We start from the raw sequence: 15,106 nt of genomic DNA, 5'->3' as shown, positions 1-15,106 counted from the left end.
TCGATTGTTCGCTTCCCTTACTTTTTCTGCTGCTCCGCAATATACTTCTCGACCAGCTCCTGAATGTTGCGCAGTCCCGTATTGAGATCGGCCTTGCCGGTTGCAATATCCGGGATAAGCGGCCTGTAGATCCCCTCGATGCCAAGCTCATACACGCTCTTGTACGACAGCGGAGCAAAGTCGTCGTAATACAAGGCGGACCAGTTTTTGTCCTTATGCTCGCTGGCCGTACCGAACACCTTCTTCACCGCATCGGATTTCAGCACGGACATGATGCCTTTTTTGGAAAACTCCGTCTGCATCTCGTCCGAAGTCAAATACTTGATGACCTCCATCGCGGCGTCTTTCTCTTTCGCGACGGAAGTAATCGCGAACGAACCCGGCGAAGCCTGCGAACCGACCTTGGGCTTATCCTTGAACGTCGGCATGGAGACAAGATCCCAGTCGATATTTTTGACGTACGCCGGACCGTCCCAAGGGAATGTCGAGTTGAACACGAACATGGCGAGCTCGTACGTATTGGTCATCTCCGTATAATAAGGCAGCCGTTTCAATTCCGCCGTCCGGTTCGCAAACGATTCATTTTGCCCGTAGGAGAGGAAATACGCCTGAAGCAGCTTCTTCCATTCCTCATCCAGAAAGGTCGGCTTTAACGTCTTCGGATCGAGATACGGTTTGGACAGCTGGTTCGTCCGTAAAATGTGTGCCGGCGATGCCGACAGGCCCAAATAGTTGATGCCGCCCTCGGTGCGCGTCAGCTTCTTGGACAGCTCGAACGCCTCATCCCAGGTCATGCCGTTTTTCGGATACGGGACGCCCAGCTTATCGAACACCCCTTTATTGTAAAACAGCACCTGTCTCCCGTTAAGAATCGGAAGCATATACATTTTGCCGCTCCCGATCGCCCGAATGCCGTCGATAATCGTCGGCTCGAACCGGTTCAGATCGACGTTATGCTTCTTGATCAGCTCCGTCATGTCATACTCCAGACCGGTCCCGAGCAGCGGCTCGGCGATATACTCGATCGAGTTGTAGACGATGTCAACCCGCTCCTTGAGCGCGACCAGCTCCGGCAAGGTCGTGCCCGGCTTGGACTGGATGAACTTGATCGTATAGTTCGGAAACTTCTGGCGGATCAAGTTCCCGAACATTTGATTGAATTGCTCCTCCGGCCCGCCCGACAAGTTGTGGAAGACGAGCTCGGCCGGCTTGTCGGCCCAGGATTCCGCCGGCTTCGGCGTATTCGGCGCCGCCCCCTCCCCCTTCCCGTCCGTGCCTCCGCTGCCGCCATTCCCCGCTCCGCCGCATGCCGACAGCAGCATTAGCAGCATCACGCTTGCGAGCATATTCGTTGTCGTTCCAATCCGGTTCCCCAAGACGTTTCCCCCTTATCTTAATTAGAAAACGATTACTAATATCCATTGGTCAGGATTCGATCTCAAACCCGGCAACGATCGCCAAATTGCCCGAATAATCGGCTGACGTGCTGTACGTCATCGTGTAAGATCCGCCTTCCGATAGAACATGCGCTCCGGCATCATAAAGCTGCGCTTTATACCCCGAAGCGAGCACGGCCTGATCTAGTGTCAGGCTCAACCCGGTAGAGTTATTGTTGACCCGCAGATGAACGGTCACGGAACCGGATGTGATGCTGCCGCTTACCGCCCTTGCGATCAGCCCCGTTATGGAATAAGCCCCGCGGAACGGCAAGTAGCTCGGACCCGGCAAGCCGGCATTGGATACGTTCGCGGCGGTGATCGGGGTCTCGCTCGCCCAATTCGATATCGTCTGCTTCAACCCGGTACATTCCGCGTGGAACCCGCCGCTCCACGAGCGGTGATGGAGGCTGTTCCGCCAGCGGTTGCCGTTTACGACCAGTTTGCCTGCCGTTACATTTTGCCCGATCGCATTGTTGACACAGCTTTCGTCCAGCACGATATCTCCCGCAATGACATTGCCGGTAATACTGTTATCGAGTCCCTTCACGACAAACGGATTGCCCGCGCTTGTAAACCGGCATCCCGTTATAATGGCTTTTTTGGTGCTGGAACCAAACACCATGTTACGCCCGGTGCAGCCGGTGATGACTGTAGTCTCCATACCCGTCAAGTCGCCCAACACGACGCCACCGGTATCGATCTGGGAGAAATGCCGATGCATGGGACGCGTATCGACCCCCGCCGACCGGAAAGAAGGGGTGGTCAAAACGGTCCCGTTATTGATCCAGGTTGAAATGTAACCGGACTCCGCCTTAAAGAACGACCCCCTATTTTCATGGAACAAAATGCCTGCGTCCTTAGCGTCGTATAAGCGCGGATTATATAGGGACGGATTATAGGCAGCCCCTACAAGCTCGATATATCCGCCCGCATACGTTGCGCCTTGCCCGTCGATGCACATATTCGTAAACGAGCAGTAGCTGCCCGCCAAATGGATCGCATATCCGTCGAACCGCTTCACGAGTTTGGAGGACACGGGGTCGGCAAAATCAAACCGCGTTCCGTCTCTGGGGACGGAGATCGGCGAAGTAACCATATAAGCCCCGGTCGGGAAATAAAGAAACCGTTCGGCAGCGACCGCCGCTTGAATCGCCGCCGTATCGTCCGTACCCGACGTACCGTTCCAGTCCCCTTTGGCCCCGAAACATTTCACGCTGACCGACCCGTCCTTGAGCCGAATCCAGCGCCCGCTGCCTGTATGTCCCGTCGGCATAATAACGGTTCCTCCGTTATCCGCGGCCGTGCTGGCTGAGTTCCAATAAAAGACGCCCGCTCCCCCGTCGTTCACGGAAGCGTACCCGCACAGAAGAACCGTTTCATTGTCAGGCAGCCCGGCCGTCGATAAATCCCGAAGCTCCGTCACCGTGGACACGGTACCGGACAGAATGGATACGCTTCTGCCGTTTCCTTGACCGGCTGCCGCCAAAGAAGAAACGGGCGAAATCGTTTGGCAGGCGGCTACTCCGGCCAGCGCAAGTCCGGTCAACCCGATCGAAGCCAGCGCCTTCCTTCGCGTTACCGATAGTCCGGATGCCGTTTCTTCGGCTCTTCCTTGCTGATCCCGCACTTCTTGCCCGTCGGATAATCCTTCCGGTTGGTGCCCGCCGTTCTCATCGTGGTTAACCATAAATCGATCACTCCCCTGTCAGAATGTAACGATTAGGGGATACTCGCCCCCGCTACTTCTTCTGCTGCTCCGCAATATATTTTTCCGCCAGCTCCTGGATATTGCGCAGTCCCGTATTGAGGTCGACCTTGCCGGTAGCGATATCCGCCATAAGCGGCGCGTACTGCCGTTCGATGCCGAGCTCGTAGATGCTCTTGTACGACAGCGGAGCAAAAGCGTCGTAGTAAACGGCCGACCAGTTTTTATCCTTGTACTGACTCGCCGTGCCGTACACTTTTTTGACCGCATCGGATTTGAGCACAGGCATCAAGCCGTTTTTGGAAAACTCCGTCTGCGTCTCGTCCGAGGTCAAATATTTGATAACCTCCATCGCGGCATCCTTGTCCTTGGCGACCGAAGTAATCGCGAACGAGAACGGCGAAGACTGCGAACCGACCTTGGGCTTATCTTTGAACGTCGGCATGGAGACGAGATCCCAATCGATGTTTTTGACCGCGCTCGCTCCGTCCCAAGGAAATTGCGAGTTGAAGACGAACATCGCCAGCTCATATGTGTTGGTCATCTCCGTGTAATAAGGCAGCCGTTTCAATTCCGACGTCCGGCTCGCGAACGATTCCACCTGGCCGTAGGAGAGGAAATACGTCTGGAGCAGCTTCTTCCACTCTTCGTCCATAAAGGTCGGCTTCATCGTTTTCGGATCGAGATACGGTTTGGACAGCTGGTTCGTCCGCAAAATATGCGCCGGCGATGCCGACAGCCCCAAATAGTTGATCCCGCCCTCGGAACGGGTCAGCTTTTTGGACAGCTCGAACGCGTCGTCCCACGTCATGCCGTTTTTCGGATAGGCGACGCCCAGCTTGTCGAACACCCCTTTGTTGTAAAACAGCACCTGTCTCATGTTCGTAATCGGGAGCATATAGATTTTACCGCCGGCCATTCCCCGGATGCCGTCAATGATCGTCGGCTCGAACCGGTTCAGATCGACGTTATGCTTCTTGATCAGCTCCGTCATGTCGTACTCCAGACCGGTCCCGAGCAGCGGCTCGGCAATATATTCGATCGTATTGTAGACGATGTCGACGCGCTCCTTCACCGCCACCAGCTCCGGCAGCGTCGTTCCCGGCTTGGACTGGATGAACTTGATCGTGTAGTTCGGGAACTTCTTGCGGATGAGATTGCCGTAGGTGTTATTGAACTGCTCCTCCGCCCCGCCGGCGAGGTTGTGGAAGACGAGCTCGGCCGGCTTGTCGGCCCAGGATTCCTCCTGCTTGGGCGCAGCCGGCGCTGCCCCCTCACCCGTTCCGTCCTTGCTTCCGTTAGCCCCGTTCTCCGCCGTTCCTGAACCGCCGCATGCGGACAGTACTGACAGCAGCAGCACGCTTGCAGACAAAGCCGTTCCATATCGTTTAATCATTTTTATTCCCCCTGTTGGTTTAGTAATCGATTACTTCAATTTGATAAAAACACCCGTCATGCCGTTTCCCTTATCCCTGCTCCCAAGCGGCGTCCGCTCCGCCTGGGCAAGCACCTTTCAGTCCCCTTGCTCTAACGCTTCGATCAGATCGTGCGCCCGCCGATGATTTCGGCTTTCACCGTCATTTCAGCGTTGCTTCCCGTATAGGCGCTGCCTTGAACGAACAGCTGGCCGCCCGCGACCGAATACGTGATCGTCGGAGCCGCCGTGCCCCTCAGCCGGCTGAAGATCCGATATATGTCAGATACGACGCCGCTCCCGTCCGATACGAGCGACAGCAGCACATGTTCGCGGACGCGCCAGCTGGCGGCGCCGCTCATATCCGTAAAGTCTGCATTCATAAACGTGTCGACGACAAGCGTAATTCCATCCGGATACAAATGGTCCATAGACAGCTTCACCGGTGCCGCTTCCAGATTGCCCCGCATTTTGCCCATGCGGCTCCCTCCCCGGGTCAGCGTGAATCCTTTCGTATCGGGGATTGCCGTGTAAGGCTCCAGGTAGAGGATTCCTCCCGTATTGGAACGGGTCGGCAATATGAGCAGATTGACGCCCGTCTGCTGCCGGATCGCGCCCCGGATCGTAATCGCGTCCGTCACGCATTGGGTCGACTGTCTGACGGTTCCCCCTAACGTGATCGACCGGCCTATGCTGACGAGTTCGCTGGCGTAGGCTCGCGGGTTTTTTCTATCCATAATGTTAAGGTCGATCGTAATATTCCGGATGGCGGTATCGTCCGTATCGTTCTGATGCTCGATGCAGACGGGCCACTCCGCTCCTTCCGATGAACGCTGGTTCATGATGACGTGCACGTTGCTCACACCGTCGTAGTAAGCTTTGATCAGGACATCCATGAAGTAACGCTGACGAACGGAGTTGACGATAGCCGTATGATTCGATACCCCGACAATGAAGTAAGAACGGGCTACCCGATCGGTACGAATAACTCCGTGAGCGTCGTCGCCCGACGCTATAAACCTTACTCCATACTCCGCATCGACGGACTCGACGTTGTAATCGATCATCGTCCAAGTCGGGTCGGCCGGCTGCCTCCTGGCATTCCGATTCGTCATTCGAACGGTTTGCAGTGCGGCGAGACCGCGGGTAACTTTGGCTTCGATCCGCGCTCCGCAAACGGATTTGGCCGAGCTTTTCAACTGCACGGCTACCGGACCGTTCGAGTAAGGGGACTGGGGGTTAAATACGTCGCCGACCGCGTGGCATTCCGCGTACAGATCGTTGCAATCGACAAATTCGAATACGGGCGAGTAGTGGAGGTTGCCGGTTAGCCGGTTCGTAACGAGCATCGTCGGCATTCCTTGAATCCGGATTCCGTCCTTCCCCGCGACTGTAAACACGGGCTGCTCATTAACGGCGATCTCGCCGATATAATACGTTCTCCCATGAAAGTCCAACACCCGGAAGGCGTCCCCCAGCACGGCAATCGCCGATGCGATAGAAGCCCGGTCGTTCGTCGCGCCGTCCGCTCTAGCCCCGAAATCGACCGGGTCCAGCACCGTGACGTCTTTGCGGAGCCAGCGTGTATTGCCGCCTCCGGTCACGGCGATTATGGTCCCTCCGTTATCAGCCAGAGAACCGTCGGTCACCCGGACGAACAAGCCCCCGCCCTGCGGTCCCCGAACCCCGGCTGCCCAATCGTCATAGTAGCTGATCACTTCGACGATCTGTCCGTCCTGAACTCCCCCGTATAAGCGCAAAGCGGCTATGGACGCAATCGGGGCGGGACAAGGTTCCGCGCAGCCGCCGTTATTCTCCGCCGCGTAAGCTTCGTAGACACGGCCGCCATACATCGTTCCCAAAGCCGTCAGCCCTCCTGCACCGATCACACCCAGCATCGCTCTCCTGCTGACGGAATGCCGCAAACCGGGAACTTTCCCCTCGGCCGACCCGGGAGCCGTAGCGTCTTTTCGCTCCATTCTGGAATCCCTCCGTTTCTCCGGTATAAGAACCGGATCGCCTAGCGTTCCGGACCCGCGTCACTTCCCGACCAACCGTTCATACTGCTGCTGCTTGATCTCCACGATTCGTTCGATCCCCAGCTCCTTCAGCGTGCGGGTGAACGTCTCCCAATCGATCGGCACATCGCCGGTAATAAAGCCGGTAATCGTCTTGTCCATGTAACCTAGTATGCCGGGCATCAACCCGGATGCGACGGTAAGCTCCTGCGGCGTCGGCTCGGCGAACGGCTGGTTGTCGACCATCATGCTCCGCACCCGCTGCGCCATCCCGAACGCCTTCGAATTGTTGCCGAGCAACGCCGCCGGCGACCTGGACAGCGGCCCCTTGGCCGCCCGGACCCATGGGGTCGGCGGATAAGCGCCGATCGAGCGGAGCACGTTGGCAGAATCCAATCCGCCCGGGTTGTTCAGCACAAATTCCGTATATTCCGGCTGTCCGTTCACCATGTTGTAAGTGACGCCTTCGATTCCGAACGTCATCAGCCGGTTGCCTTCCTCGCTCGCATAAATATAGTCGAGCCAGCGGATCGCAATCTCTTTGTGGGGAGACTTCCTGGAGATGACGAAGCTGCCGCTGACCGGCCCGTACTTCTCGTACAAAGGCTTGTAGCCCGGCTCCAGAGGCGGAAGGGCCAGCAGCCATCCCGCATCCGGGGACGCCGCTTTGCGCGATAAGCTGTCGAGCTGGCCGAGCCGGCTCAGAAAGTGCATGCTCGCTCCGACCTGATCCCGCGATACGCCGGCGATGATGCTTTCCTCCGTCCGATGCAGAAATCCGGGATCGATCAGCCCCTCTCCATACAGTTTGTTCAGCCAGACCACCAGCTTCTCCGCCTCCGGGGTAAGCCATTCGGCGCGGACCCGTCCGGACTCGTCCGGGTAATAGCCCACGCTGTAGAACAGATGCAGCCCCAGCGCATTGCCGAACATCGCCAGCCCCCGGTACCCGTAGTGCGGCATAAACGGGATTTCATCCGGCTTGCCGTTGCCGTTCGGGTCCCGCTCCTTGAACGCCTTCAATACGGCATACCATTCGTCAAGCGTTCTCGGCTCCTCCAGCCCGAGCTTATCCAGCCAGTCTTTGCGGATCAGGAAGCCGAACGGGTCCCAATATTCGCCGCCCGTCGTGACCGAAGACAACGCGTACAGCTTCCCGTCATACGCCCGCATCTTTTGCGCCTCCATCGGGTTATCTGCCAGAAACTGCTTGATGTTCGGGGCGTACCGGTCGATCAGGTCGTCCAGCGGCTCGATCAGCTCCTCCTCGATCGCTTTGCGCAGATCGACCGGGAGTGCGAAAATGTCCGGCACGTCTTTCCCCGTCACGAGCTTCGTCTGCATAGCCGCGCTGTACTGGCTGAAATGCGAAACCTCCCACCGGATCTTCACGCCTGTCCGTTTCTCCACCTCCTGCCAGACCGGCAACTGCTGCGACAAGCTGGCGGGCGCATACCAATTGTCCCATCCCGCATAGTGCAGCGTAACCGAACCGTCCGCCACGATCGGCAAATCCGTTCCGCCGGCGCGCTCCGGCGCTTCCGGTTCCGCCGGAGCTGCCGGAGCTGCCGCCGTGCAGCCGCCCGCGAGGGATATCGCCGCCAGAAGCAGCGAACCTCGCATGAGAAGCGCCCTGCTCATCCCCCGTATCCTCCAGATCGTTTCATGCTGATGCAATAACAGCGCTTTCATCTTCATTGTAGCAACCTCCCTGGCGTGCGGAAACGGCACGATCTCTGGTTATGGTGCAATATTACAGCGTCTTCCAAGCCGCCGCTCTGGACGAACGGACATTAGTACGCAGCCGGACGCTTCCAAGCGGCTTCAAACGGTATGCGGCAAAAACTCCGGATTGCAACGATATATGGGACCCCGCATCCGGAATGACAAGTCCATTTTTTCTACTTTTGATCCCACATTTTTAACCGGAGCTTCCAAAAAAGGAAATTCCGTTGACAGCGCATTCATTTTATCAACATAATGATCGTACGACATGTAATCATCCTAAGACCGGAGGGCCGCCATGCCGTATCGAATCGTAATCGTCGATGATGAAGAGGACATCCGGGAAGGCTTGACCGATCTGGTCGATTGGGCCGGACTCGGGTATACCGTCGTGGCCCGGCTCGAGGACGGCCGGGATGCGATCTCGTACATCGAGAGCCATCCCGTGGACGTGATTCTGACCGATATTAAGATGACGTTCGTCTCCGGACTGGAGCTGGCCAAATATGTGCACGACCGGCAGCTCGATATCAAACTGGTCCTGATCAGCGGCTACAAGGAGTTTGAATTCGCCCAGCAGGCGCTGAGCTACCAGGTGACCCATTATCTGCTGAAGCCGACCAAGCTGCAGGAAATTCATCAGGTGTTCCGCGACGTGAAGGCGAATCTGGACAAGGAAAAAGCGGAGAAAGAACAATCGCTCGGCCTCCTGAGCCGGAACGAGGAGATGCTGTTCATGCTGCGCCGGCAGTTTTTCGCCGAGTTGGTGTCGGGTGCGCTGACCGGCCGGGAGGAGATCGAACGGCGGCTTCAACTGATCTGCCTGCCCGCCGATCCGGAACGCAGCCCCTGCTGCCTGTATGCAATCCGAATTCAGCAGGATGGCCCGCTACCGGACCCGGGAGCCGCGGACCCCGATGCGAACCGGATTCTCCGTTTCGTCCGGCATGCCTACAAGCACGAGCAGGATCATCTCCTGCATACCCCGCTGCACGCCGAGGCCGGAGTGATCCGGATGGCGGCCCTCGACCTGGGAAGCGGAACGCCGGATGCCGCTTCTATTAGGGAGATCGAGGAGAAGGTCGCCCTTCATTTTGACACGGTAAAAAGCAGACTTCATGCCGTTCTGGGGACCACCTCCGAGCTGGAGCAGGTTCGGTCGTATGCGTGCCTGCTCGACCTTGCGCGGCCCGACGACCGTACTGGCGCACAACCGGAGCCGGTCGCGACCCGCAGCGGCGCGGCCTCCTCTCCCCAAGACCCGGACGCGGCCCGCTTCGATCCGCTCGTGATCCAGAAAGCCAAGTCGTATATTCAAGAAAAGTATAATGAGGATCTCTCGCTGGAGGATGTGGCGGAGCACGTGTATTTAAGCCCCGTCTACTTCAGCCGGCTGTTCAAAAAACAGACGGGACGCAATTTCACCGACTATGTAACCGAGATCCGGATGCTCCGGGCGATGGAGTATTTGCGTCAGCCTCAATATAAAGTATACGAGATCGGTTCGATCGTCGGCTACCGGAGCGCCAAATATTTCTTCAAGCTGTTCAAGCAATATGCCGGCTGCACGCCGACCGAGTATCGCAATACACTGCCATAGGAGACCCGCCGATGAAAGAGCGGTCCAACATCTGGTTTTATATTAAGCACTTTAAGATTCACAGCATCTTTTTGCGAAATTTCCTCATCATCGTCTGCCTGATGATCCTGCCCGTGGCCGGCATGAGCGCCGCCGTATATGTCGTCTACGGCAAAGTGATTCAGGAGGAGATCGGCGCCGTCCATCACATCGCCTTATCCCGGCTGCGCGACATGATCGATATGACGATCCGCGAGGTGGACGAATTCGCCCTGCAGGCGGCTGCGGACCCGGCGGCCGGACGGCTGTTCGCCGAGCCCCGCCCGGACCGGGCGGATGCCGATTTATTCAATCAGATCCACCTGCTCCGCCAGCGGCTGACACCGGTTACGAAACTTAGCGGCCAATTTATTAATTCCGTTTACTTATACATGGATACGAGCGGATATGTGCTGTCGACCAATCTCGGGCTGTGGGATTCGTTATGGTTTCTGGACAAGGGCTGGATTCCGGAGTACGAACGCCGCAAATCGTCGGAGAGCTACTGGGTATCGGCAAGAGAGGCTACGCAATATGTCGGGGAACAGCGGGAGCGGCATTTTCTGTCTTTTTTCTACACCGCCCCTCTCGATAAGAAAAACAAGCGAGGCGCCATCGTCGTGAATGTCGACGCCGCCCGGCTGGGCCAGTTTATAAACAATGTCGGCGACCCGTACCTGGAGGACATCTATATCGCCGACCGCGACGGAATCGTGCTGTACAACCGCGATTTGTCCCTGATCAACCGCCGGCTGTCGGATATCGAGCCGCTCCGGCAGCAGATGCAGAATAGCGGAAGCAAGCCGGACTCCTTGTCTTCGGAAGGGACGACGCGCTCGATTACTTCGCTGCGCTCCCAGTATAACGACTGGACGTTCGTCTCGGTACTGCCGCTTCAAGTCGTTCAGGAGAAAAACGCCTACTTGCGCCGGTACGTGTTCGTCATCTTCGCGGCCGGACTGGCCGTCGCGCTGCTCCTCGCCTTGATCATCGCGGCGAAGGTGTTCCAGCCGATCCGCAAAGTGTTATCGATCGTGGAAAATCCGGACAAATGGTCGGCGGTCGAGCTCGAACGCCGGGAGCCCCGTCTGAACGAGATCCGCCAGATCGCGGGGACGATTGTCCGCTCGCACGGGAAGCGGATTGAGCTGGAGCAGGAGCTGCGCAAAAGGCTGACACTGCTGAAGCAGGCGCAAAACGTCGCCCTGCAATCCCAGATCAATCCGCATTTTCTGTACAACACGCTGGAGACGATCAACTGGAACGCGATCCGTCTGACCGGCGGCGAGAACAAAGTATCGGAGATGATCGCTTCGCTCGCGATGCTGCTGCGGTTGTCTTTGGAGACGCCGACAAACCTCATCCCGATCCGGGAGGAGCTGGAGCATGTCCAGCATTATCTCGATCTTTTGGCGGTCCGTTACAAAAACAGCTTCGCCATCGAATGGGAGATTGAGGAGTCGATCCGCTCGTGCCGGATACCGAAAATTACGCTGCAGCCAATCGTCGAAAATGCGATCTACCACGGCATCAAGCCGAAGCGCGGCCAAGGCGTCGTACGAATTACGGGACGCCGGCAGGGGGAGCAGATCGTGCTGGACGTAACCGACGACGGCGTCGGCATCGGCCCCGAGCAGACCGAGCGGATCAATGCGGCGATGAAAGAAGACTACAGCGAACCCGGCGACCATATCGGCATCAAAAATGTGAACCAGCGCATCAAGCTGACGTTCGGCGACGAGTATGGTCTCGCCGTTAGCAGCGAGCCGGGGATCGGGACGACGGTGCGGCTGACGATACCGGTGGTGGAGTAGGGGCGTGGATGTGCGGGGGTAGGCTGTCCGCCAGCTCAAGAAAACAGACCTCTTAGGAGCGAGCAGCGGCTTACCGGTCCTCCTCCGAACCGACAACCCCTACTGCCAATCCGCCCTATACCACCTCGGCACCGTTAACTCGAACCGGTCATGATCGTCGATCACTTTGTAGATTTTACCCAGCATAGAGTCCAGCTCCTCCGGCTTCACCTTCAGAATCCAGACGACCGAAGACACGATCGTCATCGCCACATAAAGCGAGTAGAGCCGCCAGAACGATTCGTCCGGTTCGCTGTGATCATAATATCCGTGGATCTGCCCGACTGCAAACGGCCGGCTCACGTCCGCGCTAAAGAAGCCGACCTTCAGAAATTCATGAACCGGATCGCCCCAGTCGTACCGGTTGAAATCGATCACCCCCGAAAGCTTGCCGTCCGCGATGATCAGATTACCGGTATGGAAATCGTCGTGCTGGAACCGATTCGGCCTGTCTCGCATGAGCGGCAAATGACGGTCAATAAAGGAGAACACCGCGGACTTGTGCTCGATCCGGACTCCGCACTTGGCATACTCCTGACGGTATCGCCGGTGCTTGGCCTCCGCCCTTTCCTGCCACGGCTTCATGTCCGCCGGACCTTGAATCCGATGAATCTTCCGCAGCTCCAACCCGGCTTCGACGCCGATCGCATACTGGTCCTCTACGGACAACAGCGGCAGCTGCTCGGACGCCTCCTCTCCGTGTATGTAGGAAACGATCATATAGCCGAGCCTCTGATCCGGCAAAGTGCCGATTTCAATCGGTCGGGAGCATCGCACCCCCTGCTCCTCCATCCTCTCCAGCGCACGGAATTCCAGCCTTTTGTTGGCGTCTTGCTCGATGCTGTACGTTCTTAACAGGCACAGCGGACGTTCCTGCGGGTCATAGACGATATACTTCGCGTCGCTCGAATATCCCTTATTGATCCGCTCCAGCTTGGCGCTGTTGCTCAGCGCAGGAATCCCTTGGCGGAGCTGATCATAGTCGTACGTGGTATCGCTCACGGTTATTGCTCCCTCTGCTTTCTGTATTGGATTGCCGGTTCAAGCAGCTAAGTTTTGAATGGCTACCGGATTCCAATATAGGGTCACTTGATACAGGAGTACAATAATCCCGATAAAGATTCCAAGCTTCACCATCATCTTCTTCATCGTCAGCCCTTACCTCCCGCTGTTTCGAATTACGCTAACAATTATTAACAATATGACGTTGAAGGAGACCAAATGGTTGCTTGTTTATATTCTATGGAACGAGTATTCGCCCCTCCCGTGCCCGGCTGTGTGCATCATTTCCCCCATCTATTAAGAAAAACCGTCCGGGCGGACGTTCCTTTGACGTACAAACCGATACGCTAACGCGTGAAAGGGAATGGATCCCCCTTCCTTCGTTCCAGCCGCTCGCCCTCAGGTCGTGTTGTCTTTTTGTGGTGGTATCGCTAACGAACCCAGCAACCGTTATCAGAGCCGAATGCGAGTGTTTGAATTTGCAACGAACTCTCGTATCGTTATTTCCGCAAATCGGATCGTTTTTTCTCCACTTTGGGTTCAATAACGATCCCCGGATTCGTTACGTCTGGAATAACGTCGTTTTTCAGCAATAAGCACCCTACGATTCGTTAGGCATTGTACTTGAGTATACGTTCTCAAACGCCAAGGAAGAAAACTCCTCCATTCCCTTTAGCACCGTAAAAATCAGTAATAATCTTAATCTTTCTGGCAGATCAGAAGCCCTTCTACCCACGAAATTTTATAAATTCTTATATGTACAACGAAAGCAGGCCGCCCTGCCCGGCAGCCTGCTCCCTCCCCTATCGTCTCCTCTTCGGATTCACCATGCTTTGCGCTCCCAACCCTTCTGACGCTCCCCGCGAAACCGCTGCACCCATTCCTCGGCTACCTCATCCGCTAACCGTTCCAGCGCCGGCGGGGCGACTGCTACATGATCCGTCGGAATATTCAAGAACTTCAATACGTCGATAACCGTTCCTTCGTAGTCTAAAATAAAATCTTCGTAGACAATCGTAAGCGGAACGATCCCCGCCTCGGAGAAGAAATCTTCCAGAGCGGCTTCCCGCATAGCGCATTCAGTAAGCAAGTGATCAATAGCGTCAAACTTGTACTTATCCGCAATATCGTGCTCCTGCGGTTTCTCCCCGTGCTTCCGGTGCCACTCTCCGGATACGATCGCCCTCCACCAGGATACCGCCAATCTTACTTTATTTCTCCGGGTCATAAAGATATGCTTGTTGCAGTTTGGGAAAGCTTCGCTCCATACCTCGGCTCGGGTAGCCGCAGCCGGCATGTCGAAGATCGTTCGAAATGAATCCATCCAGCGGGAATCAAATGACGTTTTTAACCCGAATACGCCGTTCGGCGTCGTCCCCTCTTTCCAGATCTGCTCCATGTCTTCCTTAGTCATCTTGGCGGGTTCTCTACTATGCAGCCACTCACTCGGATCGCCCGCTACCCCCGTCGATGATAGCGCATAATTCAGCAGCGTGCTGCCCGTACGCTGTGAAAACCAAATCGTATAGCTTTGCGCCGGTCTCATCGGCTCACCCCTTTCTGGTCGTTCTGACCCAAATCTCCCCTTCCCAAAATGATCTCACAAAATAGTTAAAATTCGGTAATAAAGATTTCCTTTAGCCGAACTATCCTCTATCTGGCCAAGCCGCGCGCCCGCCCCTACAGCAAAGCCTGCAGCCTCACCAGCGCCTGCACACGGTCCAGAACCTCCAGCTTGCTGTAGAGCTGGCTGATATAATTGCGGGCGGTCCCTTCCGCGATATGGAGCTCCGAAGCGATTTCGCGGTTCGTATAACCTTGCACGATCAGCTCGGCGACTTCCCTTTCCCGCTGCGTCAGTTCGATTCGTTTGCTCCACGATTCGGCAGCGCTCTGGCCTTTGGACAGCTCCGTTATTTTGTGCACCAGCTTGGTCGCTACGGACGCCGGCAGGATGTATTGGCCCGACATGGTATCCCGAATCGCCGCGATCATTTTGTTGGTATCCATATCCTTCAGCAGATAACCGCTGGCGCCGTTCGCCATGCCCTCGACGATGTATTTATCTTCGAGATACGTAGACAAGATGAGCACCAGCGTTTCCGGAGAGCTTGCTTTAATCTGCTTCAAGGCGGTAATCCCGTCCATGTGAGGCATCTGTATGTCCATCATGACCAGCTTCGGACGCAGCCGGGCCGTCATCTCTACGGCTTCCAGCCCGTTCGTGGCCAAACCGACAACGCTCATATCTTCCTCCAGGTTCAGAATCGTCCCCAGACCTTCTCGGATCAGCATCTGATCATCCGCGATCACAATCGTTATCACAGGCCAG

Annotated in this window: 10 protein-coding genes; 2 read left to right on the top strand and 8 right to left on the bottom strand. The window is 56.4% G+C overall.

Annotation, left to right across the window (positions count from 1 at the left end):
- Positions 1-17 precede the first annotated feature (17 nt).
- The 5 genes from PV433_RS02945 to PV433_RS02925 form a co-directional block, all read right to left on the bottom strand.
- The gene (locus PV433_RS02945) at positions 18-1,376 is read right to left on the bottom strand and encodes an ABC transporter substrate-binding protein (protein ID WP_332070700.1); all 1,359 of its coding nucleotides are present in this window, start codon (positions 1,374-1,376) and stop codon (positions 18-20) included.
- A gap of 49 nt (positions 1,377-1,425) precedes the next feature.
- Positions 1,426-3,126 (bottom strand): glycosyl hydrolase family 28-related protein, encoded by a 1,701-nt coding sequence (locus PV433_RS02940; RefSeq protein WP_332070699.1) that lies wholly within the window; start codon positions 3,124-3,126, stop codon positions 1,426-1,428.
- Between the two features lie 52 nt (positions 3,127-3,178).
- Positions 3,179-4,540, bottom strand: coding sequence for an ABC transporter substrate-binding protein (locus PV433_RS02935; protein WP_332070698.1), 1,362 nt, complete (start codon positions 4,538-4,540; stop codon positions 3,179-3,181).
- Between the two features lie 143 nt (positions 4,541-4,683).
- The gene (locus PV433_RS02930) at positions 4,684-6,537 is read right to left on the bottom strand and encodes a hypothetical protein (RefSeq protein ID WP_332070697.1); all 1,854 of its coding nucleotides are present in this window, start codon (positions 6,535-6,537) and stop codon (positions 4,684-4,686) included.
- 60 nt (positions 6,538-6,597) lie between these two features.
- The gene (locus PV433_RS02925; protein ID WP_332070696.1) at positions 6,598-8,274 is read right to left on the bottom strand and encodes an extracellular solute-binding protein; all 1,677 of its coding nucleotides are present in this window, start codon (positions 8,272-8,274) and stop codon (positions 6,598-6,600) included.
- Between the two features lie 325 nt (positions 8,275-8,599).
- Between PV433_RS02925 and PV433_RS02920 the strand changes: the two genes are divergently transcribed.
- Positions 8,600-9,901, top strand: coding sequence for a response regulator (locus PV433_RS02920; protein ID WP_332070695.1), 1,302 nt, complete (start codon positions 8,600-8,602; stop codon positions 9,899-9,901).
- Positions 9,902-9,912: 11 nt separating this feature from the next.
- A complete protein-coding gene (locus PV433_RS02915) occupies positions 9,913-11,733 on the top strand; it encodes a sensor histidine kinase (RefSeq protein ID WP_332070694.1) in 1,821 nt (606 codons plus the stop codon).
- Between the two features lie 99 nt (positions 11,734-11,832).
- On the opposite strand, the gene PV433_RS02910 is transcribed toward PV433_RS02915, so the two are convergent.
- From PV433_RS02910 to PV433_RS02900, 3 genes are all read right to left on the bottom strand, one after another.
- A complete protein-coding gene (locus tag PV433_RS02910; protein ID WP_332070693.1) occupies positions 11,833-12,774 on the bottom strand; it encodes an aminoglycoside phosphotransferase family protein in 942 nt (313 codons plus the stop codon).
- Positions 12,775-13,597: 823 nt separating this feature from the next.
- Positions 13,598-14,320, bottom strand: coding sequence for a Stf0 family sulfotransferase (locus PV433_RS02905; protein WP_332070692.1), 723 nt, complete (start codon positions 14,318-14,320; stop codon positions 13,598-13,600).
- Between the two features lie 134 nt (positions 14,321-14,454).
- On the bottom strand, positions 14,455-15,099 hold the full coding sequence (locus PV433_RS02900; protein WP_332070691.1) for a response regulator transcription factor: 645 nt from the start codon (positions 15,097-15,099) through the stop codon (positions 14,455-14,457).
- Positions 15,100-15,106: the final 7 nt, after the last annotated feature.

The sequence above is a fragment of the Paenibacillus sp. GYB004 genome (genome assembly GCF_036577605.1).
Classification (GTDB): Bacteria; Bacillota; Bacilli; order Paenibacillales; family NBRC-103111; genus Paenibacillus_AB; species Paenibacillus_AB oceani.
The sequence above is the reverse complement of the archived record's forward strand: the minus strand, read 5'-3'. Positions and strand labels throughout refer to the sequence as shown.

Coding starts and splice junctions, on each gene's coding strand:
- PV433_RS02930 (WP_332070697.1), bottom strand. CDS start 6,537: ATGGAGCGAAAAGACGCTACGGCTCCCGGGTCGGCCGAGGGGAAAGTT.
- PV433_RS02925 (WP_332070696.1), bottom strand. CDS start 8,274: ATGAAGATGAAAGCGCTGTTATTGCATCAGCATGAAACGATCTGGAGG.
- PV433_RS02915 (WP_332070694.1), top strand. CDS start 9,913: ATGAAAGAGCGGTCCAACATCTGGTTTTATATTAAGCACTTTAAGATT.
- PV433_RS02905 (WP_332070692.1), bottom strand. CDS start 14,320: ATGAGACCGGCGCAAAGCTATACGATTTGGTTTTCACAGCGTACGGGC.
- PV433_RS02935 (WP_332070698.1), bottom strand. CDS start 4,540: ATGATTAAACGATATGGAACGGCTTTGTCTGCAAGCGTGCTGCTGCTG.
- PV433_RS02940 (WP_332070699.1), bottom strand. CDS start 3,126: ATGGTTAACCACGATGAGAACGGCGGGCACCAACCGGAAGGATTATCC.
- PV433_RS02920 (WP_332070695.1), top strand. CDS start 8,600: ATGCCGTATCGAATCGTAATCGTCGATGATGAAGAGGACATCCGGGAA.